We start from the raw sequence: 25,618 nt of genomic DNA, 5'->3' as shown, positions 1-25,618 counted from the left end.
CACGTAGACTTCACAGTAGAAGTAGAACGTTCTTTACGCGTACTTGATGGTGCGGTAGCAGTACTTGATGCACAATCTGGTGTAGAACCACAAACAGAAACTGTTTGGCGTCAGGCTACTACTTACGGCGTACCTCGTATCGTATTCGTTAACAAAATGGATAAAATCGGTGCGGATTTCTTATACTCTGTAGGAACAATCCACGATCGTTTACAAGCAAACGCACACCCAATTCAGTTACCAATCGGTGCTGAAGATGAGTTCAATGGTATCATTGACCTTGTTGAAGAATGTGCTTACATGTACGGTAACGATTTAGGAACAGACATTCAACGTGTTGAAATTCCTGAAGAGCACAAAGAATTAGCTGAAGAATACCGTGGAAAACTTATTGAAGCGGTAGCTGAGCTTGATGAAGAAATGATGATGAAGTACCTAGAAGGTGAAGAAATCACTGTAGAAGAGCTTAAAGCTGGTATCCGTAAGGCTACAACTTCTGTAGAATTCTTCCCAGTAATCTGTGGTTCTGCATTCAAAAACAAAGGTGTTCAAATTCTGTTAGACGCAGTTATCGACTACCTACCATCTCCATTAGATGTACCTGCTATTAAAGGTACTCTTCCGGATACAGATGAAGAAATCGAACGTAAGTCTAGCGATGAAGAACCATTCGCAGCTTTAGCATTCAAAATCATGACTGACCCTTATGTTGGTAAGTTAACGTTCTTCCGTGTGTACTCTGGTGTGTTAAACTCTGGATCATACGTGAAAAACTCAACTAAAGGTAAGCGTGAGCGTGTAGGTCGTATCCTACAAATGCACGCTAACAGCCGTGAAGAGATTTCAACAGTTTACGCTGGTGATATCGCTGCTGCTGTAGGTTTAAAAGATACTACTACTGGTGATACTCTTTGTGACGAGAAGAGCCTTGTTATCCTTGAGTCTATGGAATTCCCAGAGCCAGTTATCTCTGTAGCTATCGAACCAAAATCTAAAGCTGACCAAGATAAAATGGGTACAGCATTATCTAAGCTTTCTGAAGAAGATCCAACATTCCGTGCTCACACTGACCAAGAAACTGGCCAAACTATCATCGCTGGTATGGGTGAACTTCACCTTGATATCATCGTTGACCGTATGCGTCGTGAATTCAAAGTCGAAGCAAACGTTGGTGCTCCTCAGGTAGCATACCGTGAAACTTTCCGCGCTGCTGCGAAAGTTGAAGGTAAGTTCGCTCGTCAATCTGGTGGACGTGGACAATTCGGTCACGTTTGGATTGAGTTTGCGCCTAACGAAGAAGGTAAAGGATTTGAATTCGAAAACAAAATCGTCGGCGGTGTAGTTCCACGTGAATACATCCCAGCTGTTGGAGCGGGTCTTGAAGACTCACTTAAAAATGGTGTACTAGCTGGTTACCCACTAGTTGACATTAAAGCAGCATTAGTTGACGGTTCTTACCATGATGTCGATTCATCTGAGATGGCGTTCAAAATCGCTGCATCTATGGCACTTAAAGCTGCGGTTTCTAAATGTAACCCAGTAATTCTTGAGCCAATGATGAAAGTTGAAGTTGTAATTCCTGAAGAATACATGGGAGACATCATGGGTGACGTAACGTCTCGTCGTGGACGTGTAGAAGGTATGGAAGCTCGCGGTAACGCACAAGTTGTTCGCGCTATGGTTCCACTTTCTGAAATGTTCGGTTATGCGACAGCATTACGTTCTAACACTCAAGGACGCGGAACATTCTCAATGACATTTGATCATTATGAAGAAGTACCGAAGTCTGTTTCTGAAGAAATTATCAAAAAAAATAAAGGTGAATAATTGATTTTTATCGATTCTTCACGTATAACTACTTATGTAAGCTTAGAAAGTGGGACGCAAGTTTCACTTTCTAGCCTAAATATAAAATAACCTATATAAACTAAGGAGGAATTTAGAATGGCTAAAGCTAAATTCGAACGTTCTAAACCCCATGTTAACATCGGTACAATCGGCCACGTTGACCATGGTAAAACTACATTAACTGCTGCGATCACTACAGTTCTTGCAAAAGCTGGTGGTGCTGAAGCACGCGGATACGATCAAATCGACGCTGCTCCAGAAGAAAGAGAGCGCGGAATCACAATCTCAACTGCACACGTTGAGTACGAAACTGAAACTCGTCACTATGCACACGTTGACTGCCCAGGTCACGCTGACTATGTTAAAAACATGATCACTGGTGCTGCTCAAATGGACGGCGGTATCTTAGTAGTATCTGCTGCTGATGGCCCAATGCCTCAAACACGTGAGCACATCCTTCTTTCTCGTCAAGTAGGTGTTCCTTACATCGTTGTATTCTTAAACAAATGCGACATGGTAGACGACGAAGAATTATTAGAATTAGTAGAAATGGAAGTTCGCGACCTATTATCTGAATACGGATTCCCAGGCGACGACATTCCTGTAATCAAAGGTTCTGCTCTTAAAGCTCTTCAAGGAGAAGCTGATTGGGAAGCAAAAATCATTGAATTAATGACTGAAGTTGATGCTTACATCCCAACTCCAGAACGTGAAACTGACAAACCATTCTTAATGCCTATCGAGGATGTATTCTCTATCACAGGTCGTGGTACAGTTGCAACTGGTCGTGTAGAGCGCGGAATCGTTAAAGTTGGTGACGTAGTAGAAATCATCGGTCTTGCTGAAGAAAATGCTTCTACAACTGTAACTGGTGTAGAGATGTTCCGTAAACTTCTTGACCAAGCTCAAGCTGGAGACAACATCGGTGCATTACTTCGTGGGGTTGCTCGTGAAGACATCCAACGTGGACAAGTTCTTGCTAAAACTGGCTCTGTAAAAGCTCACGCTAAATTCAAAGCTGAAGTTTTCGTATTATCTAAAGAAGAAGGTGGACGTCACACTCCATTCTTCGCTAACTACCGTCCTCAGTTCTACTTCCGTACAACTGACGTAACTGGTATCATCCAATTACCAGAAGGTACTGAAATGGTAATGCCTGGTGACAACATCGAAATGACTATCGAACTTATCGCTCCAATCGCTATCGAAGAGGGAACTAAATTCTCTATTCGTGAAGGTGGACGTACAGTAGGTTACGGTGTAGTTGCTACTATCGTTGAGTAATCTTAACTGATATAAAAAAACCCAAGGGATTTCCCCTTGGGTTTTTTGTTTGTATTTATATAATGAATGAAATGATTTTTTTATATTTTGACGAGTTTCTTCTATAGTAATACAAAAATAATAAAACTAAAATCCAGAAACTGTAAAACGAATTCTGTGAGATGAAAACTTGAAATTCTTTAAAGTGCCATGTATAATAGCAAAAGTAGAGAAAAGCAGATGCAAACAAAAAGATGCTTGCATCTAGACGAATAACATTGTATAATAGACAATGTTGGTCTTTGACTGCGATGAAGTGGAAGGTTGCTGACACACCCGGCCGCTTTGCCATGGCATGGTGTGGGGAAATTTCCATGGAGAAGGTCTATTTTAGAAATAGGCGAACGAAGGAGGGAAAATAATGGCAAAAGAAAAAATTCGTATCCGTTTAAAAGCTTATGATCACCGTATTCTTGATCAATCAGCTGAGAAAATTGTAGAAACAGCTAAGCGTTCTGGGGCAACAGTTTCTGGTCCGATCCCATTACCAACTGAGAAGACTATTTACACAATTCTTCGTGCTGTTCATAAGTACAAAGATTCTCGTGAGCAATTCGAAATGCGCACACACAAACGTTTAATCGATATCGTGAGTCCTACTCCACAAACAGTAGATTCATTAATGCGTTTAGACTTACCGTCTGGTGTAGATATCGAAATCAAACTATAATTCATATAACTTAAAAATGTAGGAGGTGTAACTCATGACCAAAGGAATCTTAGGAAGAAAGATCGGTATGACTCAAGTATTTGCTGAGAACGGTGAGTTAATCCCAGTAACAGTTATCGCTGCTAATCCAAACGTTGTTCTTCAAAAGAAAACAACTGAAACTGATGGCTACAATGCAATCCAGTTAGGATTTGAAGATAAACGTGAAAAGTTAACTAACAAACCTGAACAAGGCCACACTGCTAAAGCATCTACAACTCCTAAGCGCTTCATTCGCGAAATCCGCGATGCAGACGTGGACGGATTAGAGGTTGGTCAAGAGGTAAAAGTTGAAGTTTTCGCTGCAGGTGAAATCGTTGACGTAACAGGAATTTCTAAAGGTAAAGGTTTCCAAGGTGTTATCAAACGCCACGGACAATCTCGCGGACCTATGTCTCATGGTTCTCGCTATCACCGTCGTCCAGGTTCAATGGGCCCAGTTGCTCCGAACCGTGTATTCAAAGGCAAAAAACTTGCTGGACGTATGGGTGGAGACCAAGTTACTATCCAAAACTTAGAAATCGTTCAAGTTGACACTGAGCGCAACTTATTACTAGTAAAAGGTAACGTTCCAGGTGCTAAGAAATCTCTTGTAGTTGTTCAAGGCGCTGTGAAGGTTAGCAAATAATTCACATAGGAAGGAGGAATTCCAATGCCAAAAGTTACTGTATATAACCAAACTGGTTCACAGGTTGGTGAAATCGAATTAGCTGAAGCTATTTTCGGTATCGAACCAAATGAAGCTGTACTTTTCGAAGCTGTAATGATGCAACGTGCATCTTTACGTCAAGGTACACACAAAGTAAAAACTCGTTCTGAAGTTCGTGGTGGTGGTCGTAAACCATGGCGTCAAAAAGGAACTGGACGTGCTCGTCAAGGGTCTATCCGCTCTCCTCAATGGCGTGGTGGTGGTACGGTATTCGGACCTACACCAAGAAGCTATGCGTACAAACTTCCTAAGAAGGTTCGTCGTTTAGCAATCAAATCTGCATTAGCTACTAAAGTAGTTGAGAACAACATTGTAGTTCTTGAAGACCTAGTGTTAAATGCACCAAAAACAAAAGACATGCTAGCAGTACTTAAAGGATTAACTGTTGAGAAGAAAGCTCTTATCGTAACTGCTGATGCAAACGAATCTGTAGAGTTATCTGCTCGCAATATCCCTGGAGTAACAGTAATCACTGCTGATGGCGTAAACGTTTTAGACGTGCTTCATCATGATAAGCTAATCATGACAAAAGCGGCAGTGGAAAAAGTAGAGGAGGTGCTTGCATAATGAGAGATCCTCGTGATATCATTAAGCGCCCAGTTATCACTGAACGTTCTATGGAAATGATGGCTGAAAAAAAATACACGTTCGATGTGGACGTTAAATCTAATAAAACAGAAGTTAAAGATGCTCTTGAAGCGATCTTTGGTGTTAAAGTAGAAAAAGTGAACATCATGAACTACAAGCCGAAAGCAAAACGCGTTGGTCGTCACGCTGGTTTTACTAGCCGTCGTCGTAAAGCAATCGTTAAGCTAACTGCTGACAGCAAAGAAATCGAAATCTTCCAAGGCGTTTAATTCTTACTAAAGAAGGAGGGAAATTGAGATGGGAATTAAAAAGTATAATCCAACTACTAACGGTCGTCGTAATATGACTACGAATGATTTCGCTGAAATCACGACTGACAGACCAGAAAAGTCATTACTTGCTCCTTTAAGCAAGAAGGCTGGTCGTAATAACCAAGGTAAAATTACTGTACGTCATCAAGGTGGCGGACATAAGCGTCAATACCGTATCATCGACTTTAAGCGTAACAAAGATGGAATTCCAGGACGCGTTGCTACGATCGAATACGATCCAAACCGCTCTGCGAATATCGCATTAATTAACTACGTTGACGGTGAAAAACGTTACATTCTTGCTCCTAAGAACTTAGAAGTAGGTATGGAAGTTATGTCTGGCCCAGAAGCTGACATCAAAATCGGTAACGCATTACCATTAATCAACATTCCAGTAGGTACTGTTGTTCATAACATCGAGCTTAAGCCTGGTCGTGGCGGACAATTAGTTCGTTCTGCTGGTACATCTGCTCAAGTACTTGGTAAAGAAGGTAAATACGTACTTGTACGTTTAACTTCTGGTGAAGTACGTCTTGTATTATCTGCTTGTCGCGCTTCAATCGGTCAAGTAGGTAACGAACAACACGAACTTATCAAGATCGGTAAAGCAGGTCGCTCTCGCTGGTTAGGTAAACGCCCAACAGTTCGTGGTTCTGTAATGAACCCAGTTGATCACCCACACGGTGGTGGTGAAGGACGTTCTCCAATCGGACGTAAGTCTCCAATGTCTCCATGGGGTAAACCAACTCTTGGATTCAAGACTCGTAAGAAAAACAAAGCGTCTGACAAATTCATCGTTCGTCGTCGCAAAAAATAATGGGATTGTAGTACGGTTCATTTCTAGAACCGTACGCCAATCACGAAGGGAGGCACCAAAATGGCTCGTAGCTTAAAAAAAGGACCATTTGTCGATGATCACTTAATGAGCAAAATGGAAAAATTAGTTGCATCTGAGCAAAAACAAGTTGTTAAAACTTGGTCTCGCCGTTCAACAATCTTCCCTCAGTTCATCGGACACACAATCGCTGTATATGATGGTCGTAAACACGTACCTGTGTACATCACTGAGGATATGGTTGGCCATAAGTTAGGTGAATTCGCACCAACTCGTACGTATAAAGGTCACCTTGCTGACGATAAGAAAACTAGAAGATAATGAGAGGAGGCACTTCAATGCAAGCTAAAGCAGTAGCGAGAACAGTTCGTATTGCTCCTCGTAAAGTTCGTTTAGTAGTAGACTTAATCCGAGGTAAGCAAGTGGGTGAAGCGATTGCTATCCTTAACCACACACCAAAAACTGCTTCTCCAGTTGTAGAGAAAGTTTTAAAATCTGCAATCGCAAATGCAGAGCACAATTATGAGATGGATATTAACAACCTAGTTGTTGAAAAAGTTTTCGTTGACGAAGGTCCAACGTTGAAACGTTTCCGTCCACGTGCAATGGGTCGTGCAAGCCAAATTAACAAACGCACAAGCCACATCACAGTTGTGGTATCAGAAAAGAAGGAGGGATAATCGATGGGTCAAAAGGTTAATCCAATTGGTCTTCGTGTCGGCGTTATCCGTGACTGGGAATCTCGTTGGTTCGCAGAGAAAGATTATGCTACATTATTACATGAAGACATCAAAATCCGTGAGTACATTACTGTACGCTTAAAAGATTCTGCTGTTGCTAAAGTAGAAATCGAACGTGCAGCAAATCGTGTAAATGTTACAATTCACACTGCAAAACCTGGTATGGTAATTGGTAAAGGTGGTACTGAAGTTGAAGCACTTCGTAAAGCTCTTAACCAATTAACAGGCAAGCGTGTACACATCAACATTTTAGAAGTTAAGAGAGCTGATCTTAACGCTAAATTAGTAGGCGAAAACATTGCTCGTCAATTAGAAAACCGTGTATCATTCCGTCGTGCACAAAAGCAAGTTATTCAACGTGCTATGCGTGCAGGTGCTAAAGGTATTAAAACACAGGTTTCTGGTCGTCTTGGCGGAGCTGATATCGCTCGTGCAGAATCTTACAGTGAAGGAACTGTTCCACTTCATACACTTCGCGCTGATATTGACTATGCAGCAGTTGAAGCTGATACAACATACGGTAAATTAGGCGTAAAAGTATGGATCTACCGTGGAGAAGTCCTTCCTACAAAAAAGAAAGCTTCTGAGGAAGGAGGAAAATAATATGTTAATGCCAAAACGCGTAAAATATCGTAGAGAGCATCGTGGTAAAATGCGTGGTCGTGCAAAAGGTGGAACTGAAATTGCTTTCGGTGAATTCGGTTTACAAGCACAAGCTGCTTCATGGATTACAAACCGTCAAATCGAAGCTGCTCGTCGTGCAATGACTCGTTACATGAAACGTGGCGGTAAAGTATGGATTAAAATTTTCCCTTCTAAACCTTACACTGCAAAACCTCTAGAAGTACGTATGGGTTCCGGTAAAGGGGCACCAGAAGGCTGGGTAGCAGTAGTAAAACCTGGGAAAATTATGTTCGAAATCGCGGGTGTATCTGAAGAGGTAGCACGCGAAGCATTACGTCTTGCAGCTCACAAGTTACCTGTGAAATGTAAATTCGTAAAACGTGAAGAAAATGGTGGTGAATCTAATGAAAACTAATGATATTCGTGAATTAACCACTGCCGAAATCGAAACAAAAGTTAAAGCTTTAAAGGAAGAATTGTTCAATCTTCGCTTCCAACTTGCTACAGGACAATTAGAGAATCCAACTCGCATTCGTGAAGTGCGTAAAGCAATTGCTCGTATGAAAACTGTAGTTCGTGAAAGAGAGATCGGAATTAATCGATAAATTGAGGGGAGGTTTGCATAGTGAGCGAACGTAACCAACGCAAAGTTTATACTGGTCGTGTTGTGTCTGACAAAATGGACAAAACGATTACAGTTTTAGTTGAAACTTACAAAACTCATTCCTTGTACGGAAAGCGTGTTAAGTATTCTAAGAAGTACAAAGCCCATGATGAGCAAAACCAAGCGAAACTTGGCGATATCGTTAAAATCATGGAAACTCGCCCGCTTTCTGCTACTAAGCGTTTCCGTTTAGTTGAAATCGTTGAAGAAGCGGTTATTATCTAAATAGATGAATCGGAATTTTTAGTCCGAAGGGAGGTTTCATAAGATGATCCAACAAGAATCTCGTTTGAAAGTTGCTGACAACTCTGGTGCACGTGAACTTTTAACAATTAAAGTATTAGGCGGCTCTGGTCGTAAATATGCTAACATCGGTGATATTATCGTTGCTACGGTAAAACAAGCAACACCAGGTGGCGTTGTTAAAAAAGGTGACGTTGTTAAAGCAGTAGTAGTACGTACGAAGAGCGGAGCTCGTCGTCCGGACGGTTCTTACATCAAATTTGATGAAAACGCAGCGGTTATCATTAAAGACGATAAGAGCCCACGTGGTACTCGTATCTTCGGACCAGTAGCTCGTGAATTACGTGATAGCAACTTCATGAAGATCGTTTCTTTAGCTCCAGAAGTTCTATAATTTAAGGTATTGCCTTGCTAAGGAGGTGCAGAATTAAGATGCATGTAAAAAAAGGTGATAAAGTACAGGTAATCACTGGTAAAGACAAAGGAAAACAAGGCGTTATCCTTGTGGCTTTCCCAAAGCAAAACCGTGTTATCGTTGAGGGTGTTAACATCGTTAAAAAACACTCTAAGCCATCTCAATTAAATCCACAAGGTGGAATTATTACTAAAGAAGCACCTATTCACGTTTCTAACGTTATGGTTTTAGATCCTAAAACAGGTGAACCTACTCGCGTAGGCTTCAAAGTAGAAGATGGTAAAAAAGTTCGTATTGCAAAAAAATCTGGTGAATTATTAGATAAATAATTTTCTTAAGAAAGGAGGTCACTTCATTGAATCGCCTTAAAGAGAAGTTCCAAAAGGAAATTACTCCTGCTCTAGTGAGCAAGTTTAACTATAAATCTGTGATGGAAGTACCGAAAATCGAAAAGATCGTAATCAACACTGGTGTTGGTGACGCGGTATCTAACTCAAAAGCTTTAGACAATGCAGTAGAAGAATTAACACAAATCGCAGGTCAAAAGCCTGTTGTAACTCGTGCTAAAAAATCAATCGCTGGTTTCCGTCTTCGTGAAGGTATGCCAATCGGTGCGAAAGTAACTTTACGCGGCGAGCAAATGTATGAGTTCTTCGACAAATTAGTATCAGTTTCTTTACCACGTGTACGTGATTTCCGTGGTGTTTCTAAGAAATCATTCGATGGTCGTGGGAACTACACATTAGGTGTTAAAGAGCAACTTATCTTCCCTGAGATCGATTATGATAAAGTAAGCAAAGTCCGCGGTATGGACATCGTAATCGTTACTACAGCGAAAACTGATGAAGAAGCTCGTGAACTTTTAACACAATTCGGTATGCCATTCCAAAAATAATGGAAGCCAACGCTAAGTAGAGGAGGCGAAAACGTGGCTAAAAAATCTATGATAGCGAAACAAAAGCGTACTCCTAAGTTTAAAGTACAAGAGTATACACGTTGCGAACGCTGCGGTCGTCCGCATTCTGTATACCGCAAATTTAAGCTTTGCCGTATTTGTTTCCGTGAACTTGCATATAAAGGTCAAATTCCTGGTGTTAAAAAAGCTAGTTGGTAAAACCCACAAATGGGAAGGAGGTAAAACACATGGTGATGACAGATCCAATTGCAGACATGCTTACTCGCATCCGTAATGCGAACATGGTACGTCATGAGAAATTAGAGGTTCCTGCTTCTAAAATCAAAAAAGAGATCGCTGAACTTTTAAAACGTGAAGGTTTCATTCGTGATGTAGAATACATCGAGGATAACAAACAAGGTATCCTTCGTATTTTCCTGAAATATGGTGCAAACAATGAACGTGTAATCACTGGATTAAAACGTATCAGTAAACCTGGCTTACGCGTTTACGCTAAAGCTGATGAAGTACCACGTGTACTTAACGGATTAGGTATCGCTCTTGTTTCTACATCTAAGGGAGTAATGACAGACAAAGACGCTCGTCAATTACAAACTGGTGGAGAAGTAGTAGCATACGTTTGGTAATATATATTTAAAACGAACGGAGGTGTGACCACATGTCTCGTATTGGTAAAAAGATTCTTGAAATCCCTGCAGGTGTTACTATTACAGTTGCAGAAGACAATACTGTAACAGTAAAAGGCCCTAAAGGTGAATTAACTCGTACTTTCAATGCTGATATGCTTATCAAAATTGAAGAGAATACATTAACAGTTGAGCGTCCATCTGAACAGAAGGACCACCGTGCATTACACGGTACAACTCGTGCTTTAATCGGAAACATGGTTGAAGGTGTAACTGCAGGTTTCGCACGCGGACTTGAATTAGTCGGTGTAGGTTACCGTGCTCAAAAACAAGGTGATAAACTTGTATTAAGCGTAGGTTATTCTCATCCAGTAGAAATGACTCCGGAAGCAGGTATTGAAGTTGAAGTACCTGCACCAACTAAAATCGTAATCAAAGGTATCGACAAGCAACGTGTTGGCGAATTTGCTGCTAACATCCGTGCTGTACGTGCTCCTGAGCCATATAAAGGTAAAGGTATTCGTTACGAAGGCGAAGTTGTTCGTCGTAAAGAAGGTAAAACTGCTAAGTAAACCCGTTAGGTGAGAGAAAGGAGTGACAAGAAAATGATCACTAAAGCTGATAAAAATGCGACTCGTAAGAAAAGACATGCACGTGTACGTGCTAAACTTACTGGTACTGCAGAGCGTCCACGTTTAAACGTGTTCCGTTCTAACCAACATATTTACGCTCAAGTTATTGATGATGTGAATGGTGTAACGTTAGTAAGTGCATCTACTCTTGATAAAGACCTTGCTCTTAACGGTACTAGCAATACTGAAGCTGCTACGAAAGTAGGAGAATCAGTTGCTAAGCGTGCTGTAGAGAAAGGCGTTAAAGAAGTAGTATTCGATCGCGGTGGTTACTTATACCATGGCCGTGTTAAAGCTCTAGCTGAAGCTGCTCGTGAGGCTGGATTACAATTTTAATGGTCAAAGGAGGGAAAATTGATGCATCGCATTGACCCAAGTAAATTAGAACTTGAAGAACGTGTAGTTACGATAAATCGTGTCGCGAAAGTTGTTAAGGGTGGTCGTCGTTTCCGCTTTGCTGCACTAGTTGTAGTTGGCGATAAAAACGGTCATGTTGGATTCGGTACTGGTAAAGCACAAGAGGTACCAGACGCAATCCGCAAAGCTATCGAAGACGCTAAGAAAAACTTAATCGCTGTACCATTAGTTGGTACAACAATTCCACACACAATCAACGGTCACTTTGGAGCTGGTGAAGTATTCTTAAAACCTGCTGCTGAAGGTACTGGTGTTATTGCTGGTGGACCTGTTCGTGCGGTACTTGAATTAGCTGGTGTACAAGATATTCTTTCGAAATCTCTTGGTTCTAACACACCAATCAACATGATTCGCGCTACTGTGAACGGATTAAGCGAACTTAAGCGCGCTGAAGATGTTGCAAAATTACGCGGTAAATCTGTAGAAGAGCTACTAGGTTAAGGAGGGAAAACAAATGGCGAAAAAGTTAGAAATTACCCTCACTCGTAGTGTAATTGGTCGTCCACAAGATCAACGTGCGACGGTAGAAGCTTTAGGTCTTAAAAAGTTGAATTCAACTGTAGTTAAGGAAGAAACTCCTGCTATTCTTGGTATGATCAACAAAGTTTCTCACCTTATAACTGTAAAAGAAGCTTAAGGATAACTCATTAATATAAGGAGGTGCCTGGGAATGAAACTTCATGAATTAAAACCTGCAGAAGGTTCTCGTAAAGTACGTAACCGTGTCGGTCGTGGTATCGGTTCTGGTAACGGTAAAACTGCTGGTAAAGGTCATAAAGGACAAAACGCACGTTCTGGTGGCGGTGTTCGTCTTGGCTTCGAAGGTGGTCAAACTCCATTATTCCGTCGTTTACCAAAACGCGGCTTCACAAACATTAACCGTAAAGAGTTTGCTATTGTAAACTTAACAACGTTAAATCGTTTTGAAGATGGTACAGAAGTAACACCTGAATTATTGCTGGAAACTGGCGTTATCAGCAAGTTAAACGACGGTGTTAAAATTCTTGCAAGCGGCGCAGTAGAGAAAAAACTAACTGTTAAAGCGCACAAGTTCTCTTCAAGTGCTAAAGAAGCAATTGAAGCAGCTGGCGGATCAGTTGAGGTGATCTAATGTTTCGTACAATCTCCAACTTTATGCGCGTTGCTGAGATAAGACGTAAAATATTATTCACTTTAGCGATGTTAATCGTATTCAGGATTGGCACGTTTATCCCAGTGCCATTTACAAATGGAGACGTACTGAAAGCACAAGATCAATTAAATGCCTTAGGTATCCTAAATACATTTGGCGGTGGCGCCTTGAAAAACTTCTCCATCTTCGCGATGGGAATCATGCCGTATATTACAGCATCCATCATCGTGCAATTATTGCAGATGGATGTTGTTCCTAAATTTTCGGAATGGTCGAAGCAAGGTGAAATGGGCCGTCGTAAACTAACGCAATTTACGCGTTACTTTACAATTGTTCTTGCGTTTATTCAGGGGTTTGGTATGTCAATCGGTTTTAACGGTATGGTAGGTGGGCAATTAATTTTGAATCCTGGTTGGAGCACTTATTTATACATTGCTACGGTACTGACTGCTGGTACTGCATTTTTAATGTGGTTAGGCGAACAGATTACATCTAAAGGTGTAGGTAATGGTATTTCCATCCTTATCTTTGGAGGTATTGCCGCAGCGATCCCAAGTGTTATATCTCAAGTGTATCAACAACAGTTTCAAAATATCGGAGATCAATTGTTCATGAGTATCGTTAAAGTTGCATTGATCTTACTAGCTGTGCTAGCAGTTATTGTTGGTGTTATTTTCATTCAACAGGCTGTTAGAAAGATCCCAATTCAATATGCGAAGCGTGTAACAGGAGGGAATGGGAATCATGCTGGAGCACAAAACACACATTTACCGCTTAAGGTAAATAGTGCGGGTGTTATTCCAGTCATTTTTGCTGTTTCATTCTTAATTACGCCTCCAACTATTGCACAGTTCTTCCCGAATCATGATGTATCGCAGTGGATCATTGCAAACTTTAACTATTCTCACCCAGTGGGAATGATCATATATGTTGCGCTCATTGTAGCCTTCACATATTTCTATGCGTTTGTTCAGGTTAATCCAGAGCAAATGTCAGAGAATCTAAACAAACAAGGTGGATATGTTCCAGGTATTCGTCCGGGTAAGAATACGGAACAATATCTAACAAAAATCTTGTATCGTTTGACCTTTGTAGGATCAATTTTCCTAGCAGCGATTGCAATCTTACCAGTTATCTTTACGAAACTGGGAAATCTTCCTCCATCTGCACAGATTGGTGGAACGAGTATGTTAATCGTTGTCGGCGTTGCTTTAGAAACAATGAAGCAGCTAGAAAGCCAACTGGTAAAACGCCATTACAAAGGGTTTATCAAGCAGTGAGTAAGTGGGAAGAATTGTCTTCCCTACATGCTCATGTACTCTGAGGGGGAACAAGGATGAACTTAATTTTAATGGGGCTTCCTGGTGCTGGTAAAGGTACACAAGCCGAACAGATTGTTGCCAAGTATAACATCCCTCACATTTCAACAGGAGATATGTTCCGTGCAGCTATGAAGGCTGAAACTGAAATGGGTTTACAAGCAAAATCTTTTATTGATAAAGGTGCACTTGTTCCAGATGAAGTTACAATCGGAATCGTTCGTGAACGTTTAAGTCAAGAAGACTGCGTAAGAGGTTTCTTACTAGACGGTTTCCCACGAACTGTTGCACAAGCATCAGCTCTTGAAGAGATTATGAAAGATCTTGGCAAAAAAATCGACTATGTTTTAAACATTAATGTGGATTCAGGGTTGTTATTAAAACGCCTTACAGGCCGTCGCATTTGTAAAGAGTGCGGTGCGACTTACCACTTAGAATTCAATGCGCCAGCAAAAGCTGACGTGTGCGATAAATGTGGTGGCGAATTATATCAACGCTCTGATGACAATGAAGAAACTGTAGCAAATCGTTTAGATGTAAATATTAAGCAAACAAAACCTTTGCTTGATTTCTACGAGGAGCTTGGTTACCTACAAAGCATTAATGGTGAGCAAGATATCAATAAAGTATTTGCTGATATCGATGTTCTCATCGGAGGCTTAGCGTAATGATAATCTGCAAAACTCCTCGCGAGATAGAAATCATGCGAGAAGCTGGCAGGATCGTTGCTTTAACTCATCAAGAGTTGAAACAGCACATTACTCCAGGAATTACAACGAAAGAGCTCGATCAAATAGCGGAAAAGACGATTCAAAAATATGGTGCTACGCCATCTTTTAAAGGATACAACGGATTTCCGGGGAGCATTTGTGCTTCTGTAAATGAAGAGCTTGTACACGGAATTCCAGGGAAGCGCAAGCTCAAAGAGGGCGATATCATCAGTATCGATATTGGTGCGAAATACAATGGGTACCATGGCGATTCTGCATGGACGTATCCAGTTGGAAGCATTTCTGAATCTGTTCAAAAGCTACTTGATGTCACAGAAAAATCGTTGTATCTTGGTCTAGAACAAGTAAAACCAGGCGAAAGATTATCAAATATCTCACATGCGGTTCAAACCCATGCTGAAGAGAATGGGTTCTCGATCGTTAGGGAGTATGTTGGTCACGGAATCGGGCAAGACTTACATGAGGACCCTCAAATCCCGCACTATGGTCCACCAAATAGAGGCCCTAGATTAAAGCCGGGAATGGTCATCTGTGTTGAGCCGATGGTGAATCAAGGAAGACGATATGTAAAAACACTATCTGATGACTGGACAGTGGTAACGGTAGATGGTAAATGGTGTGCCCATTTTGAGCACACGATTGCTCTTACAGAAGCAGGATACGAAATCCTTACCACTTTATAAGTAGCTGGCTCTCCGGGATTTCAGAGCAGTGTAAAATGTTACTGATTTGAAGAAGGGAGAACTATTGAATGGCTAAAGATGATGTAATTGAAGTCGAAGGTACCGTTCTTGAAACGTTGCCAAATGCTATGTTCAAAGTAGAATTAGAGAATGGGCATGTCGTATTGGCTCACGTTTCTGGTAAAATCCGTATGAACTTCATTCGTATTTTACCAGGAGACAAAGTTACGGTAGAATTATCTCCGTACGATTTAAATCGTGGTCGTATTACGTACCGTTTTAAATAATATAGCACTCCGTAATCTTTAAGGAGGTTCGAGACATGAAAGTAAGACCGTCAGTTAAACCAATCTGCGAAAAATGTAAAGTTATTCGTAGACGTGGAAAAGTAATGGTTATTTGTGAAAACCCTAAACATAAACAAAAACAAGGTTAATCAGAAGGAGGTGCATTCAGAATGGCACGTATCGCAGGTGTAGATATTCCTCGAGACAAACGCGTTGTTATTTCTTTAACTTACGTATTCGGCATTGGTCGCACAACTGCTGAAAAAATTCTTACTGAAGCTGGTATTTCTTCAGAAACACGAGTTCGTGATTTAACGGAAGACGAACTAGGACGTATCCGTGATATCATCGATCGTATTAAAGTTGAGGGAGACCTTCGTCGTGAAGTATCTCTTAACATTAAACGTCTAATGGAGATCGGTTCTTACCGTGGTCTTCGTCACCGTCGTGGTTTACCAGTTCGTGGTCAAAACTCTAAAAACAATGCTCGTACACGTAAAGGTCCACGTCGTACAGTAGCAAATAAAAAGAAATAATAAGTAAAGGAGGTTGAACTAACAATGGCACGTAAAACAAACACTCGTAAAAAACGTGTGAAAAAGAATATTGAAGCTGGTATAGCTCATATTCGTTCTACTTTCAACAACACAATCGTAACACTTACAGATACTCATGGTAACGCACTTTCTTGGTCTAGTGCTGGTGCACTTGGTTTCCGTGGATCTCGTAAGTCTACTCCATTCGCTGCGCAAATGGCTGCTGAAGCTGCTGCTAAAGTTGCAATGGAACACGGTTTAAAAACTTTAGAGGTTACTGTTAAAGGTCCTGGTGCTGGTCGTGAAGCTGCAATTCGTGCTCTTCAAGCTGCAGGTCTAGAAGTAACAGCAATTAGAGATGTTACTCCAGTTCCTCATAATGGATGTCGTCCACCAAAACGTCGTCGTGTGTAATTTTTCTGTATAGAATTTTCCCTTTTGTCTATAATGGATATGATGCATTATCGAGAAATTTCGTACAGAAACATCGCTTGTTGTGCACAATCGGGAACTGCCTAAGGGGGACTTTCGGTTAGACAGGGGGTATCCCTTTGTTTAACCGGGGTTTCGACGTTTTGAAGGAGGGTTTAGTTAATGATTGAAATCGAAAAGCCGAAAATCGAAACGGTTGAACTTAACGAAGATGCTAAATATGGTAAATTCGTAATTGAACCGCTTGAGCGTGGATATGGTACTACTTTGGGTAACTCCTTACGTCGTATTCTTTTATCCTCACTCCCTGGTGCCGCTGTTACTGCTATCCAAATCGATGGCGTATTACATGAATTTTCAACAGTTGAGGGCGTAGTAGAAGACGTTACGACGATCATCTTAAACTTGAAAAAGTTAGCTCTTAAAATCTACTCTGAAGAAGAGAAGACGTTGGAAATTGATGTGCAGGGCGAAGGTATTGTCACAGCTGCTGATATTACTCACGATAGTGATGTAGAAATCTTAAATCCAGATTTACACATTGCAACGTTAGCAAAAAATGCGCATTTCCGCATGCGTTTAACTGCAAAGCGTGGCCGTGGGTATACGCCAGCTGATGCAAATAAAAGCGAAGATCAACCAATAGGAGTAATTCCTATTGATTCTATTTATACTCCAGTATCACGTGTGACTTACCAAGTGGAAAAGACACGTGTCGGACAAGTGGCTAATTATGATAAGCTTACGCTTGATGTATGGACGGATGGAAGCATCGGGCCAAAAGAAGCTATCTCTTTAGGTGCCAAAATCTTAACTGAGCATTTAAATATCTTTGTTGGTTTAACTGATGAAGCACAAAATGCTGAGATTATGGTCGAGAAGGAAGAAGATCAAAAAGAGAAAGTTCTTGAGATGACTATCGAGGAACTAGATCTTTCTGTTCGTTCTTATAATTGCCTTAAACGTGCAGGAATTAATACTGTACAAGAGCTTGCGAACAAAACAGAAGAAGATATGATGAAAGTTCGTAACTTAGGACGTAAATCCTTAGAAGAAGTTAAACATAAACTTGAGGAATTAGGTTTAGGTTTACGTAAAGACGACTGAGGATTTAAACCCATCAACAAAGGAGGGAACTACGAATGGCATACAGAAAATTAGGCCGTACAAGTGCGCAACGTAAAGCTATGTTACGTGATTTAGCTACTGATTTAATTATCAACGAGCGCATCCAAACGACAGAAACTCGTGCAAAAGAACTTCGTTCTGTAGTGGAAAAAATGATCACTTTAGGTAAACGCGGAGATCTTCACGCTCGTCGTCAAGCAGCAGCTTTCATTCGCAATGAAGTAGCTAACGCTGAGACTGGTCAAGATGCACTTCAAAAATTATTCGCTGATGTAGCTCCACGCTATGCTGAGCGCCAAGGCGGATACACTCGTATTGCAAAAATTGGTCCACGTCGCGGAGACGCAGCACCAATGGTAATTATCGAGTTAGTATAATGATAATTAAAAGGGCAGGACAGTTCTTTTCAAGAAACTGGTCATGGCCCTTTTTTTTAAATATAAAAATAGGCTAACTCGGCGAAGGAAAGGGTGCCTTGTATTGAAAAAAGAGAAACTTCGGACAGAAAACATATCATTTCAATATCCTGGGGCAGCCACTTATGCATTAAAAGATGTTTCATTTTCTTTGTATGAGGGAGAATGGGTATCTGTTATTGGACAAAATGGTTCAGGGAAGTCTACACTTGCAAAATTATTGAATGGTTTGTTTTTGCCGGAAGCAGGGACTATTACAGTAAATGATACAATGGTTTTATCAGAGAAAACGGTGTGGGATGTTCGAAAACAAATTGGTATGGTATTTCAAAATCCAGATAATCAATTTGTTGGAACGACAGTGCAAGACGACGTTGTATTTGGCTTAGAGAATATCGGAATGCCAAGAGAACAGATGGTAGAAAGATTAGATCAGGCTCTCAAACTTGTCCGTATGGAAGATTTTCTTAATGATGAACCTCATTCGTTATCTGGTGGGCAAAAGCAGCGAGTGGCAATAGCAGGCGTTTTAGCACTTCAGCCATCTATTTTGATATTAGATGAAGCAACGTCAATGCTAGATCCTCAAGGAAGACGTGAAGTAGTAGAAACGGTTAGACAACTTGTTAATCAAAAAGGTATTACCGTGTTATCAATTACGCACGATTTAGAAGAAGCGGCACAATCAGACCGTGTCATTATTTTAAATAAGGGAGAAATATTAGAGGAAGGGACTCCAGAGCAAATTTTCAAGTCCTCTCATATGCTCCAAGAAATTGGATTAGATGTACCATTTTCAGTAAAAATAGCAGAATTATTAAAAAGAAATGAAATTCTCTTGCAAAATACGCATCTTACAATGGAAAGCTTGGTGAACGAACTTTGGAGATTACATTCCAAAAAGTAGAACATCGTTATCAATATAAAACTCCATTTGAAAGACGCGCACTTTATGATGTAGACGTGTCGTTTCCAAGTGGGGGCTATTATGCCATTATCGGTCATACTGGTTCAGGTAAGTCGACGATGATTCAACATTTAAATGGTTTATTGCAGCCGACAAATGGCACAGTTCAAATTGGTGAACATTTCATTTCGGCAGGAAAGAAAGAAAAAAAGCTAAAGCCACTACGTAAAAAGGTAGGGGTTGTCTTTCAATTCCCAGAACATCAGTTGTTTGAAGAGACTGTGGAGAAAGATATTTGTTTCGGCCCTACTAATTTTGGGGTATCTGTAGAAGAAGCGAAGCAAAAGGCAAGAGAGGCAATTGAACTTGTAGGGTTAGAACCAGAACTGTTAACACGTTCACCGTTTGAGTTAAGTGGTGGACAGATGAGGCGTGTCGCGATAGCGGGCGTATTGGCGATGGAACCCGAAGTGCTTGTATTAGATGAACCTACAGCAGGACTAGATCCAAAAGGACAGAACGAACTTATGGAGATGTTTTATAAGCTACATAAGGAGCAAGGCCTTACAGTTATCCTAGTAACACATAATATGGAGGATGCTGCTAAGTATGCGGAGCAGATTGTAGTCATGCATAAAGGAACGGTCTTTTTGCAAGGAAGTGCAGAGGAAGTATTTTCACATGCTGATGAACTAGAGAAAATTGGCGTGGATCTTCCTATGTCTTTAAAGTATAAACGTGCAATTGAAGAGAAGTTTGGCATTTCAATCCCAAAGGCTACCTTATCTTTAGAGGATCTTACTCATGAAGTTGTGCAGGTGTTACGAAAAGGTGGTCATGAATCATGCAGCAGTTGATTATTGGAAGGTATATTCCAGGGAATTCTCTTATTCATCAACTTGATCCACGTACGAAGCTGCTGATTGTCTTTTTATATGTATTTGTTGTTTTCTTAGCAAATAATGCGATTTCATATGGATTTTTATTTTTATATGCACTCATTGCTTTATTTTTTGCAAAAGTGCCGATTCGTTATGTACTTTCGGGCTTAAAACCAATTCTATGGATTTTTCTTTTTACATTTTCCCTGCATATTTTTACAAATAAAGAAGGGGAAGTATTATTCCAGCTTGGTTGGTTTTCGATACATGAAAAAGGATTAGAGCAAGGGATATACATTTCTATACGATTCTTCGTTATTATTTTAATGACGACATTATTAACGTTAACGACGACACCTATTGAGATTACAGATGGTTTGGAGACGTTATTAAAGCCGTTGAAGCGTATAAAAGTTCCTGTTCATGAAATCGCATTAATGATGTCAATTTCTCTTCGTTTTATTCCGACATTAATGGATGAAACGAGTAAAATAATGAAGGCACAATCGTCACGTGGTATTGATTTCGCAGGAGGACCGATCAAAGATAGGATGAAAGCTATTATCTCACTACTCGTTCCTCTATTTATCAGTGCTTTTAAGCGTGCTGAGGACTTAGCAATTGCTATGGAGGCTCGTGGATATCAAAGTGGCGAAGGACGTACTAAATTTAGGCAACTACGCTGGAAAACAAGCGATACAGTAACGATTATAAGCTTACTTTGCGTAGCTTGTATTTTGGCATGGGTGCGATCGTAATGGAGAATAGAGAAATGGATAGAATAAAATGTACGGTTGCATATGATGGCATGCATTTTTGTGGTTATCAAATTCAGCCGCAACATCGTACTGTTCAACAAGAGATTGAAAAAGCTTTGCAGAAATTGCATAAAGGAGAACTTGTTCGTGTTCAGGCATCGGGCAGAACGGATTCTACCGTTCACGCTAAAGGACAAGTTATACACTTTGATACACCGTTGTCTCTTGAAGAGTGGCAATGGAGTAATGCATTAAACACAATGTTGCCAGATGATATTGTTATCAGACAGGTAGAGAAAAAAACAGAAGAATTTCATGCGCGTTACGGTGTTGAGAGAAAAGAATATCGTTATCGTGTGTTATTATCAAAGACTGCGGACGTATTCCGTAGAAATTACGTATATCAATATCCATATCCGCTTGAAATAAACTCTATAAGAAAAGCGATTCCTTATTTTATTGGAACGCATGACTTCACTTCTTTTTGTTCGGCAAAAACTGACAAAAAAGATAAAGTGAGAACAATTTATGAAATTGAGCTAATCGAGCAAGATGATGAATTAATTTTTCGTTTTGTAGGTAATGGATTTTTATATAATATGGTCAGAATTATTGTTGGTACGTTACTGAACGTAGGGCAAGGAAAGCTTGATCCAGACAGCATTCCAGAGATTCTAGCGAAACAAAATCGTCAGTTTGCTGGAAAGATGGCTCCTGGTCATGGGCTTTACTTATGGCAGGTAAACTATAACAACTAATCCTGGTGTAACATTTGCTTGACATTAGAAACTCAAAAGTATATCATAACATATGGTATTGTTTCTAAAACCACGATTAGCCCCGGAAGGAAATCGTGTTTAAGATAAACAATAGATTTTTTCTATGGAAAAGATAACGAGGAGGGAAACACATGCGTACGACTTTTATGGCAAAAGCTAACGAAGTTGAGCGTAAATGGTATGTGGTTGATGCTGAAGGTCAAACTTTAGGTCGCCTATCTACAGAAGTAGCATCTATTTTACGCGGTAAAAACAAACCTACATTTACACCACACGTTGACACGGGTGATCATGTAATTATTATTAACGCTGAGAAAATTCATTTAACAGGTAATAAATTAAACGATAAAATTTACTACCGTCACACTAACCACCCAGGTGGACTTAAACAAAGAACAGCTCTAGAAATGCGTACAAACTACCCTGTACAAATGTTAGAGCTTGCAATTAAAGGCATGCTTCCAAAAGGACGCTTAGGCCGTCAAGTTTCTAAGAAACTAAACGTGTATGCTGGAGCAGAGCATCCACACCAAGCACAAAAACCAGAAGTTTACGAACTTCGCGGATAATTAATTAAAGGAGGGCTTACTTTGGCACAGGTTCAATACTATGGCACTGGACGTCGTAAGAGTTCAGTAGCGCGCGTACGCCTAGTTCCAGGCGAAGGACGCGTTATCATTAACGGTCGTGATTTTGAAAACTATATCCCATTTGCTGCATTACGTGAAGTAGTGAAACAACCTCTAGTTGCAACAGAAACTTTAGGTAACTACGATGTACTTGTAAACGTAAATGGTGGTGGATACACTGGTCAAGCTGGTGCTATTCGTCACGGTATTTCTCGCGCTTTATTAAAAGCTGATCCAGAATACCGTCTAACACTAAAACGTGCAGGTCTATTAACTCGTGACGCACGTATGAAAGAGCGTAAAAAATACGGTCTTAAAGGCGCACGTCGTGCACCTCAGTTCTCAAAACGTTAATTTTTGCGAACTACAAACCCCAACCATTTTGGTTGGGGTTTTTTTATGTTTCATTCCTCTTTTGAAATTTTTGTAGTTTGGAATATTTTAGTGCTATCCTCTCGCGTATGCTTCTTCTTTAGAAGTTTAGACTAATACGTATTAGGGAGGTTTATAAGTACTATGAATGTCATTGTCAGCTTACAAGAAAAACAAAAAGAAAAGCAGCTGAAATATGAACGGAAGATGCTGCGAGAATTATCATTAAAAACATTACGTTCAAATATTAGAGATGCCTTTCAGATGCAGGAACTTCATCGTCAGTATGAAGATTACTGTATTGAATTAGGGATAGAATCGTATTTATTAGGAGCGAGATACAGTAAGTTTGGTTATTATGGTGAATCATTCTTTGATGTGAAATATAGAGCCTTAGAAGAAGAGCAACAATTAACGGAAACACTATTTCAATTTTTAACGAGCATGACTATGAGAGAAATTAAGTTACAAGATGAGGAATTACTTTTTGAATCTTGTCAGCAGTTTATTGGCTTATGGTGGCAGGAAGGATATGAAAAAGGTGAAAGAAGATATCGATTAAAGCTTCATTAAGACAAGCATAAACTTTCCTCTTGTCCCATATAAGTAATTAGAGGGACTAGCTGGAGGAGGAAAGGTATGAAGAGAATTCGAATTATCTCTTTTGCACTCGCTGCGGTTGTTTTGTTTTTTTTAGTCAAACAAGAATTTCAAATTACAAAATCGTGGCGAGCGTGGAATTTACCCTTATCAGGGAAAGTGATTGTATTAGATGCTGGGCATGGTGGACCAGACGGAGGGGCTGTTGGTGGAAAAGATATTATAGAAAAAGATATTACGCTTGAGATTACAAAGAAGGTACAAGATTATTTACAAGAACAAGGTGCACTAGTTATTTTAACACGTGAGGGAGATTATGATTTAGCTCAGAAAGATACAAAATCATATAGTAGACGTAAAGCAGAGGATTTAAAAAAGCGTGTAGAGATTATTAATAAACCTGATGTAGACTTTTTTGCGAGCATTCATTTAAATGCTTTAACTAGTAGTGGATCAAAAGGCGCACAAACGTTCTACTACCGTTCTTCGGTTGAAAATGAGCGTGCTGCGAAATTTATACAAGCTGAATTGAGAACGAGTTTAGAGAATACGAATCGTTCTGCTAAAACAATTTCTCATGTGTATTTATTAAAGTATGCGAAAACACCAGGTGCTCTAATTGAAGCTGGCTTTTTATCGAATGTAAACGAAAGGTATATGTTAAATTCGGAGAAATATCAGCAAAAGGTAGCTGCTGCAGTATATCGTGGTATATTACGTTATTTCACGGAAAAAGGAAATCCTCCAGAATAAGGAGGATTTTTTGAGTTTCTCTCGTTAACGAAGTTTTCCGAAAATATGTTATACTGGAAATGTAAACGCATTTATTTCAAAAATGAAGAGAGATACATTTAATTAACATTACGTTATTTTTCATACAGGGGGCTGGGCTAACTATGGTAACGAAAGAGCAAGTAGTGGAAGCGTTAGAAGGGATTGTAGATCCGTTTTTACATAAAACGTTAAAAGAAACAGGTGCAATTAAAGAGGTAACAGTTAAGCCTGAGAAGGAACATGTAAGTGTTAAAATTGCAATCGTAAAAACCGGTACAGCGGAACAAATGCAATTGCAATCTGGAATTGTAAAGTTAGTAAAAGAATTAGGAGCGGCAACAGTAGGGCTTCGCTTTGCAGAATTTACAGAAGAGGAATTAGCTCAGTTTGCACCGGAACAGGAAGAAGAGCAAAATGAATCTTTATTGTCACCAAATTCAAAAACAACATTTTTAGCAGTGGCGAGTGGAAAAGGTGGAGTAGGAAAATCAACAGTTTCTGTTAACCTTGCCGTTGCTCTAGCTCGATTAGGGAAAAAGGTTGGTATCATTGATGCTGATATTTATGGTTTTAGCGTACCTGATATGATGGGGATAGAAAAACGACCTGTTGTAAGAGGTGACAGAATAATTCCAGTGGAGCGTCTAGGTGTAAAAGTAATCTCAATGGGATTCTTTGTAGAAGATAATGCACCGGTTATTTGGAGAGGGCCTATGCTTGGGAAAATGTTAAATCACTTCTTCACAGAAGTAGAATGGGGCGATTTAGACTATTTAGTTTTAGATTTACCACCGGGTACAGGTGATGTTGCGCTAGACTTACATTCAATGTTGCCGGCTTGTAAAGAGATTATTGTAACAACGCCACATCCAACAGCGGCATTTGTAGCAGCGCGTGCTGGAGCCATGGCTTTACGTACGGAACATAGTATTCTTGGTGTTGTTGAAAATATGGCGTATTTTGAAAGTAAAACAACTGGTGAAAAAGAATATGTGTTCGGAAGAGGTGGAGGAGATAAGTTAGCTACAGAACTTCAAACAGAAGTACTTGGCCGAATCCCACTTCAACAACCTGATTGGAATAAAGAAGACTTTGCGCCATCAGTATATGAAGATACACATACGACAGGTCTTATTTATCGCACGATAGCTGAGACTGTAATTGATAAAATAGCTGTCGCGCAAAAATAAAATAATAATGAGTGGACGATACATATATTGTCCACTCATTATTATCGTTATAATTTTTACTGCTGTTCCTTTTTAGCGTCTTGGGAACCACCTTCACCGCCTGCTTCTTTTTTATCAGATCCACTTTTTTCGGCCTTTTGTACACCTTTACTAATAATATCAATCATCTTAGCTTGGAAGAGTGGGCTTTCAGCAGTTTCGGTTAGTACTTGTTGTAAATATTGACGGTATTCTTTGCTCTTCATCGTTTGTAACATCATTTTTTCTACTTCAGGGTTTTTCATGATTTCTATAACGCCTGCTTGGTATTCAGGGTCTTTTAGTAATGTTTTCATTAAGGTTGTTTGTTCTTTCCCCATACTTTTAGCGAATTTCGATGAGAACTCAGGGTCTTTAAAGAGCTTTTCCCAGAATTGTTGCCCTTTGTCGGATACCATTGCATCTTCAATCGTTTTCTTTACTAC

42 protein-coding genes are annotated in these 25,618 nt (G+C 40.1%); 41 read left to right on the top strand and 1 reads right to left on the bottom strand.

From position 1 onward, the window contains the following. From fusA to MR113_RS21300, 41 genes are all read left to right on the top strand, one after another. A partial coding sequence (gene fusA / locus MR113_RS21500) for an elongation factor G (protein WP_242256732.1) occupies window positions 1-1,827 on the top strand: 1,827 nt, incomplete at its 5' end. Between the two features lie 117 nt (window positions 1,828-1,944). Beyond that, window positions 1,945-3,132 carry an elongation factor Tu gene (gene tuf / locus MR113_RS21495; RefSeq protein ID WP_001029617.1) on the top strand — a complete coding sequence of 396 codons (1,188 nt, stop codon included), beginning with the start codon at window positions 1,945-1,947 and terminating at the stop codon, window positions 3,130-3,132. A gap of 400 nt (window positions 3,133-3,532) precedes the next feature. Then, window positions 3,533-3,841, top strand: coding sequence for a 30S ribosomal protein S10 (gene rpsJ, locus MR113_RS21490; RefSeq protein ID WP_001040595.1), 309 nt, complete (start codon window positions 3,533-3,535; stop codon window positions 3,839-3,841). A 34-nt stretch (window positions 3,842-3,875) separates the two neighbouring features. Further along, window positions 3,876-4,508, top strand: a complete 633-nt coding sequence (gene rplC, locus MR113_RS21485; RefSeq protein WP_000160209.1) for a 50S ribosomal protein L3 — start codon at window positions 3,876-3,878, stop codon at window positions 4,506-4,508. Window positions 4,509-4,532: 24 nt separating this feature from the next. Then, a complete protein-coding gene (gene rplD / locus MR113_RS21480) occupies window positions 4,533-5,156 on the top strand; it encodes a 50S ribosomal protein L4 (RefSeq protein ID WP_001127258.1) in 624 nt (207 codons plus the stop codon). Then, window positions 5,156-5,446, top strand: a complete 291-nt coding sequence (gene rplW / locus MR113_RS21475) for a 50S ribosomal protein L23 (RefSeq protein WP_001205558.1) — start codon at window positions 5,156-5,158, stop codon at window positions 5,444-5,446. The genes rplD and rplW overlap by 1 nt, the downstream gene beginning before the upstream one ends. A gap of 28 nt (window positions 5,447-5,474) precedes the next feature. Continuing rightward, window positions 5,475-6,305, top strand: a complete 831-nt coding sequence (rplB, locus tag MR113_RS21470) for a 50S ribosomal protein L2 (protein WP_000511582.1) — start codon at window positions 5,475-5,477, stop codon at window positions 6,303-6,305. 60 nt (window positions 6,306-6,365) lie between these two features. Continuing rightward, window positions 6,366-6,644, top strand: coding sequence for a 30S ribosomal protein S19 (gene rpsS / locus MR113_RS21465; RefSeq protein WP_000124454.1), 279 nt, complete (start codon window positions 6,366-6,368; stop codon window positions 6,642-6,644). A 17-nt stretch (window positions 6,645-6,661) separates the two neighbouring features. After that, on the top strand, window positions 6,662-7,003 hold the full coding sequence (gene rplV, locus MR113_RS21460) for a 50S ribosomal protein L22 (RefSeq protein ID WP_001148024.1): 342 nt from the start codon (window positions 6,662-6,664) through the stop codon (window positions 7,001-7,003). A gap of 3 nt (window positions 7,004-7,006) precedes the next feature. Then, window positions 7,007-7,666 carry a 30S ribosomal protein S3 gene (rpsC, locus tag MR113_RS21455; RefSeq protein WP_000529958.1) on the top strand — a complete coding sequence of 220 codons (660 nt, stop codon included), beginning with the start codon at window positions 7,007-7,009 and terminating at the stop codon, window positions 7,664-7,666. 1 nt (window position 7,667) lies between these two features. After that, complete coding sequence (gene rplP, locus MR113_RS21450) at window positions 7,668-8,102, top strand: 50S ribosomal protein L16 (protein ID WP_000928969.1); 435 nt, start codon at window positions 7,668-7,670, stop codon at window positions 8,100-8,102. After that, window positions 8,092-8,292 (top strand): 50S ribosomal protein L29, encoded by a 201-nt coding sequence (gene rpmC, locus MR113_RS21445; RefSeq protein WP_000855718.1) that lies wholly within the window; start codon window positions 8,092-8,094, stop codon window positions 8,290-8,292. The genes rplP and rpmC overlap by 11 nt, the downstream gene beginning before the upstream one ends. Window positions 8,293-8,312: 20 nt before the next feature. Continuing rightward, window positions 8,313-8,576 (top strand): 30S ribosomal protein S17, encoded by a 264-nt coding sequence (gene rpsQ, locus MR113_RS21440; RefSeq protein WP_000004106.1) that lies wholly within the window; start codon window positions 8,313-8,315, stop codon window positions 8,574-8,576. Between the two features lie 43 nt (window positions 8,577-8,619). Next, entirely contained in the window at window positions 8,620-8,988 is a 369-nt protein-coding gene (gene rplN, locus MR113_RS21435) for a 50S ribosomal protein L14 (protein WP_000615912.1), read from the top strand. A 38-nt stretch (window positions 8,989-9,026) separates the two neighbouring features. Next, on the top strand, window positions 9,027-9,338 hold the full coding sequence (rplX, locus tag MR113_RS21430; protein ID WP_000558201.1) for a 50S ribosomal protein L24: 312 nt from the start codon (window positions 9,027-9,029) through the stop codon (window positions 9,336-9,338). 26 nt (window positions 9,339-9,364) lie between these two features. Further along, window positions 9,365-9,904 carry a 50S ribosomal protein L5 gene (gene rplE / locus MR113_RS21425; RefSeq protein ID WP_001080829.1) on the top strand — a complete coding sequence of 180 codons (540 nt, stop codon included), beginning with the start codon at window positions 9,365-9,367 and terminating at the stop codon, window positions 9,902-9,904. A gap of 33 nt (window positions 9,905-9,937) precedes the next feature. After that, window positions 9,938-10,123, top strand: a complete 186-nt coding sequence (rpsN, locus tag MR113_RS21420) for a 30S ribosomal protein S14 (RefSeq protein ID WP_001085700.1) — start codon at window positions 9,938-9,940, stop codon at window positions 10,121-10,123. 29 nt (window positions 10,124-10,152) lie between these two features. Then, complete coding sequence (rpsH, locus tag MR113_RS21415; RefSeq protein WP_000245511.1) at window positions 10,153-10,551, top strand: 30S ribosomal protein S8; 399 nt, start codon at window positions 10,153-10,155, stop codon at window positions 10,549-10,551. A 32-nt stretch (window positions 10,552-10,583) separates the two neighbouring features. Then, window positions 10,584-11,123, top strand: a complete 540-nt coding sequence (gene rplF, locus MR113_RS21410) for a 50S ribosomal protein L6 (RefSeq protein ID WP_061678371.1) — start codon at window positions 10,584-10,586, stop codon at window positions 11,121-11,123. A 33-nt stretch (window positions 11,124-11,156) separates the two neighbouring features. Then, the gene (gene rplR, locus MR113_RS21405) at window positions 11,157-11,519 is read left to right on the top strand and encodes a 50S ribosomal protein L18 (RefSeq protein ID WP_000628818.1); all 363 of its coding nucleotides are present in this window, start codon (window positions 11,157-11,159) and stop codon (window positions 11,517-11,519) included. A gap of 21 nt (window positions 11,520-11,540) precedes the next feature. Then, a complete protein-coding gene (gene rpsE, locus MR113_RS21400; protein WP_000554646.1) occupies window positions 11,541-12,041 on the top strand; it encodes a 30S ribosomal protein S5 in 501 nt (166 codons plus the stop codon). A gap of 13 nt (window positions 12,042-12,054) precedes the next feature. Further along, the gene (rpmD, locus tag MR113_RS21395; protein WP_001085231.1) at window positions 12,055-12,237 is read left to right on the top strand and encodes a 50S ribosomal protein L30; all 183 of its coding nucleotides are present in this window, start codon (window positions 12,055-12,057) and stop codon (window positions 12,235-12,237) included. A 33-nt stretch (window positions 12,238-12,270) separates the two neighbouring features. Then, window positions 12,271-12,711, top strand: coding sequence for a 50S ribosomal protein L15 (rplO, locus tag MR113_RS21390; protein WP_000766082.1), 441 nt, complete (start codon window positions 12,271-12,273; stop codon window positions 12,709-12,711). Next, the gene (secY, locus tag MR113_RS21385) at window positions 12,711-14,012 is read left to right on the top strand and encodes a preprotein translocase subunit SecY (protein WP_000490122.1); all 1,302 of its coding nucleotides are present in this window, start codon (window positions 12,711-12,713) and stop codon (window positions 14,010-14,012) included. The genes rplO and secY overlap by 1 nt, the downstream gene beginning before the upstream one ends. Before the next feature lie 56 nt (window positions 14,013-14,068). Continuing rightward, window positions 14,069-14,719 carry an adenylate kinase gene (locus MR113_RS21380; RefSeq protein ID WP_001048992.1) on the top strand — a complete coding sequence of 217 codons (651 nt, stop codon included), beginning with the start codon at window positions 14,069-14,071 and terminating at the stop codon, window positions 14,717-14,719. Beyond that, on the top strand, window positions 14,719-15,465 hold the full coding sequence (gene map / locus MR113_RS21375; protein ID WP_000582541.1) for a type I methionyl aminopeptidase: 747 nt from the start codon (window positions 14,719-14,721) through the stop codon (window positions 15,463-15,465). The genes MR113_RS21380 and map overlap by 1 nt, the downstream gene beginning before the upstream one ends. Before the next feature lie 68 nt (window positions 15,466-15,533). Then, window positions 15,534-15,752 carry a translation initiation factor IF-1 gene (gene infA / locus MR113_RS21370; RefSeq protein ID WP_001029884.1) on the top strand — a complete coding sequence of 73 codons (219 nt, stop codon included), beginning with the start codon at window positions 15,534-15,536 and terminating at the stop codon, window positions 15,750-15,752. Between the two features lie 35 nt (window positions 15,753-15,787). After that, on the top strand, window positions 15,788-15,901 hold the full coding sequence (rpmJ, locus tag MR113_RS21365) for a 50S ribosomal protein L36 (protein ID WP_000868344.1): 114 nt from the start codon (window positions 15,788-15,790) through the stop codon (window positions 15,899-15,901). A 21-nt stretch (window positions 15,902-15,922) separates the two neighbouring features. Further along, window positions 15,923-16,288 (top strand): 30S ribosomal protein S13, encoded by a 366-nt coding sequence (rpsM, locus tag MR113_RS21360; protein WP_000090790.1) that lies wholly within the window; start codon window positions 15,923-15,925, stop codon window positions 16,286-16,288. A gap of 24 nt (window positions 16,289-16,312) precedes the next feature. Further along, entirely contained in the window at window positions 16,313-16,702 is a 390-nt protein-coding gene (rpsK, locus tag MR113_RS21355; RefSeq protein WP_000101797.1) for a 30S ribosomal protein S11, read from the top strand. Window positions 16,703-16,882: 180 nt separating this feature from the next. Then, window positions 16,883-17,827, top strand: a complete 945-nt coding sequence (locus MR113_RS21350; protein ID WP_000569644.1) for a DNA-directed RNA polymerase subunit alpha — start codon at window positions 16,883-16,885, stop codon at window positions 17,825-17,827. Between the two features lie 35 nt (window positions 17,828-17,862). After that, window positions 17,863-18,225, top strand: coding sequence for a 50S ribosomal protein L17 (gene rplQ / locus MR113_RS21345; RefSeq protein WP_000331490.1), 363 nt, complete (start codon window positions 17,863-17,865; stop codon window positions 18,223-18,225). Window positions 18,226-18,328: 103 nt separating this feature from the next. Then, window positions 18,329-19,171 carry an energy-coupling factor ABC transporter ATP-binding protein gene (locus MR113_RS21340; protein WP_242256730.1) on the top strand — a complete coding sequence of 281 codons (843 nt, stop codon included), beginning with the start codon at window positions 18,329-18,331 and terminating at the stop codon, window positions 19,169-19,171. Then, window positions 19,147-20,028, top strand: a complete 882-nt coding sequence (locus MR113_RS21335; protein WP_242256728.1) for an energy-coupling factor ABC transporter ATP-binding protein — start codon at window positions 19,147-19,149, stop codon at window positions 20,026-20,028. Before MR113_RS21340 ends, MR113_RS21335 begins: the two co-directional genes overlap by 25 nt. Then, the gene (locus MR113_RS21330) at window positions 20,016-20,810 is read left to right on the top strand and encodes an energy-coupling factor transporter transmembrane component T family protein (protein WP_242256726.1); all 795 of its coding nucleotides are present in this window, start codon (window positions 20,016-20,018) and stop codon (window positions 20,808-20,810) included. Before MR113_RS21335 ends, MR113_RS21330 begins: the two co-directional genes overlap by 13 nt. A 14-nt stretch (window positions 20,811-20,824) precedes the next feature. Continuing rightward, window positions 20,825-21,568, top strand: a complete 744-nt coding sequence (gene truA / locus MR113_RS21325) for a tRNA pseudouridine(38-40) synthase TruA (protein ID WP_033656275.1) — start codon at window positions 20,825-20,827, stop codon at window positions 21,566-21,568. 152 nt (window positions 21,569-21,720) lie between these two features. Next, entirely contained in the window at window positions 21,721-22,158 is a 438-nt protein-coding gene (gene rplM / locus MR113_RS21320; RefSeq protein WP_001260795.1) for a 50S ribosomal protein L13, read from the top strand. A gap of 21 nt (window positions 22,159-22,179) precedes the next feature. Next, the gene (rpsI, locus tag MR113_RS21315) at window positions 22,180-22,572 is read left to right on the top strand and encodes a 30S ribosomal protein S9 (protein ID WP_000079986.1); all 393 of its coding nucleotides are present in this window, start codon (window positions 22,180-22,182) and stop codon (window positions 22,570-22,572) included. A 162-nt stretch (window positions 22,573-22,734) separates the two neighbouring features. Beyond that, complete coding sequence (locus MR113_RS21310; protein WP_001101006.1) at window positions 22,735-23,163, top strand: YbaK family protein; 429 nt, start codon at window positions 22,735-22,737, stop codon at window positions 23,161-23,163. A gap of 66 nt (window positions 23,164-23,229) precedes the next feature. Beyond that, complete coding sequence (gene cwlD, locus MR113_RS21305) at window positions 23,230-23,943, top strand: N-acetylmuramoyl-L-alanine amidase CwlD (RefSeq protein WP_000822446.1); 714 nt, start codon at window positions 23,230-23,232, stop codon at window positions 23,941-23,943. 143 nt (window positions 23,944-24,086) lie between these two features. Continuing rightward, window positions 24,087-25,154: an Mrp/NBP35 family ATP-binding protein gene (locus MR113_RS21300; RefSeq protein ID WP_242256724.1), complete on the top strand. Its 1,068-nt coding sequence runs from the start codon at window positions 24,087-24,089 to the stop codon at window positions 25,152-25,154. 56 nt (window positions 25,155-25,210) lie between these two features. Here MR113_RS21300 and gerD read toward each other — a convergent pair. Beyond that, window positions 25,211-25,618 (bottom strand): spore germination protein GerD (gene gerD / locus MR113_RS21295; protein ID WP_242256722.1); only part of this gene is annotated, 408 nt, incomplete at its 5' end.

Origin of the sequence: Bacillus cereus group sp. BfR-BA-01379, from assembly GCF_022663605.1 — a bacterium.
Lineage (GTDB): Bacteria > Bacillota > Bacilli > Bacillales > Bacillaceae_G > Bacillus_A > Bacillus_A mobilis.
This window is presented reverse-complemented; position numbering and strand designations above follow the sequence as displayed.

Excerpts from the sequence above, each read along its gene's own strand:
- MR113_RS21380 (WP_001048992.1), top strand. The coding sequence starts at position 14,069 with ATGAACTTAATTTTAATGGGGCTTCCTGGTGCTGGTAAAGGTACACAA.
- rplD (WP_001127258.1), top strand. The coding sequence starts at position 4,533 with ATGCCAAAAGTTACTGTATATAACCAAACTGGTTCACAGGTTGGTGAA.
- rplQ (WP_000331490.1), top strand. The coding sequence starts at position 17,863 with ATGGCATACAGAAAATTAGGCCGTACAAGTGCGCAACGTAAAGCTATG.
- MR113_RS21310 (WP_001101006.1), top strand. The coding sequence starts at position 22,735 with ATGAATGTCATTGTCAGCTTACAAGAAAAACAAAAAGAAAAGCAGCTG.
- rplV (WP_001148024.1), top strand. The coding sequence starts at position 6,662 with ATGCAAGCTAAAGCAGTAGCGAGAACAGTTCGTATTGCTCCTCGTAAA.
- rpmD (WP_001085231.1), top strand. The coding sequence starts at position 12,055 with ATGGCGAAAAAGTTAGAAATTACCCTCACTCGTAGTGTAATTGGTCGT.
- rpsH (WP_000245511.1), top strand. The coding sequence starts at position 10,153 with ATGGTGATGACAGATCCAATTGCAGACATGCTTACTCGCATCCGTAAT.
- rpmC (WP_000855718.1), top strand. The coding sequence starts at position 8,092 with ATGAAAACTAATGATATTCGTGAATTAACCACTGCCGAAATCGAAACA.
- rpsC (WP_000529958.1), top strand. The coding sequence starts at position 7,007 with ATGGGTCAAAAGGTTAATCCAATTGGTCTTCGTGTCGGCGTTATCCGT.
- MR113_RS21300 (WP_242256724.1), top strand. The coding sequence starts at position 24,087 with ATGGTAACGAAAGAGCAAGTAGTGGAAGCGTTAGAAGGGATTGTAGAT.
- rplC (WP_000160209.1), top strand. The coding sequence starts at position 3,876 with ATGACCAAAGGAATCTTAGGAAGAAAGATCGGTATGACTCAAGTATTT.
- rplP (WP_000928969.1), top strand. The coding sequence starts at position 7,668 with ATGTTAATGCCAAAACGCGTAAAATATCGTAGAGAGCATCGTGGTAAA.
- rplR (WP_000628818.1), top strand. The coding sequence starts at position 11,157 with ATGATCACTAAAGCTGATAAAAATGCGACTCGTAAGAAAAGACATGCA.
- MR113_RS21330 (WP_242256726.1), top strand. The coding sequence starts at position 20,016 with ATGCAGCAGTTGATTATTGGAAGGTATATTCCAGGGAATTCTCTTATT.
- truA (WP_033656275.1), top strand. The coding sequence starts at position 20,825 with ATGGATAGAATAAAATGTACGGTTGCATATGATGGCATGCATTTTTGT.
- rpsS (WP_000124454.1), top strand. The coding sequence starts at position 6,366 with ATGGCTCGTAGCTTAAAAAAAGGACCATTTGTCGATGATCACTTAATG.
- rplW (WP_001205558.1), top strand. The coding sequence starts at position 5,156 with ATGAGAGATCCTCGTGATATCATTAAGCGCCCAGTTATCACTGAACGT.
- MR113_RS21350 (WP_000569644.1), top strand. The coding sequence starts at position 16,883 with ATGATTGAAATCGAAAAGCCGAAAATCGAAACGGTTGAACTTAACGAA.
- rpsK (WP_000101797.1), top strand. The coding sequence starts at position 16,313 with ATGGCACGTAAAACAAACACTCGTAAAAAACGTGTGAAAAAGAATATT.
- rplM (WP_001260795.1), top strand. The coding sequence starts at position 21,721 with ATGCGTACGACTTTTATGGCAAAAGCTAACGAAGTTGAGCGTAAATGG.
- rpsJ (WP_001040595.1), top strand. The coding sequence starts at position 3,533 with ATGGCAAAAGAAAAAATTCGTATCCGTTTAAAAGCTTATGATCACCGT.
- rplX (WP_000558201.1), top strand. The coding sequence starts at position 9,027 with ATGCATGTAAAAAAAGGTGATAAAGTACAGGTAATCACTGGTAAAGAC.
- rpsE (WP_000554646.1), top strand. The coding sequence starts at position 11,541 with ATGCATCGCATTGACCCAAGTAAATTAGAACTTGAAGAACGTGTAGTT.
- rplN (WP_000615912.1), top strand. The coding sequence starts at position 8,620 with ATGATCCAACAAGAATCTCGTTTGAAAGTTGCTGACAACTCTGGTGCA.
- rplO (WP_000766082.1), top strand. The coding sequence starts at position 12,271 with ATGAAACTTCATGAATTAAAACCTGCAGAAGGTTCTCGTAAAGTACGT.
- cwlD (WP_000822446.1), top strand. The coding sequence starts at position 23,230 with ATGAAGAGAATTCGAATTATCTCTTTTGCACTCGCTGCGGTTGTTTTG.
- tuf (WP_001029617.1), top strand. The coding sequence starts at position 1,945 with ATGGCTAAAGCTAAATTCGAACGTTCTAAACCCCATGTTAACATCGGT.
- rpsM (WP_000090790.1), top strand. The coding sequence starts at position 15,923 with ATGGCACGTATCGCAGGTGTAGATATTCCTCGAGACAAACGCGTTGTT.
- map (WP_000582541.1), top strand. The coding sequence starts at position 14,719 with ATGATAATCTGCAAAACTCCTCGCGAGATAGAAATCATGCGAGAAGCT.
- rpmJ (WP_000868344.1), top strand. The coding sequence starts at position 15,788 with ATGAAAGTAAGACCGTCAGTTAAACCAATCTGCGAAAAATGTAAAGTT.
- rplB (WP_000511582.1), top strand. The coding sequence starts at position 5,475 with ATGGGAATTAAAAAGTATAATCCAACTACTAACGGTCGTCGTAATATG.
- secY (WP_000490122.1), top strand. The coding sequence starts at position 12,711 with ATGTTTCGTACAATCTCCAACTTTATGCGCGTTGCTGAGATAAGACGT.
- rplF (WP_061678371.1), top strand. The coding sequence starts at position 10,584 with ATGTCTCGTATTGGTAAAAAGATTCTTGAAATCCCTGCAGGTGTTACT.
- infA (WP_001029884.1), top strand. The coding sequence starts at position 15,534 with ATGGCTAAAGATGATGTAATTGAAGTCGAAGGTACCGTTCTTGAAACG.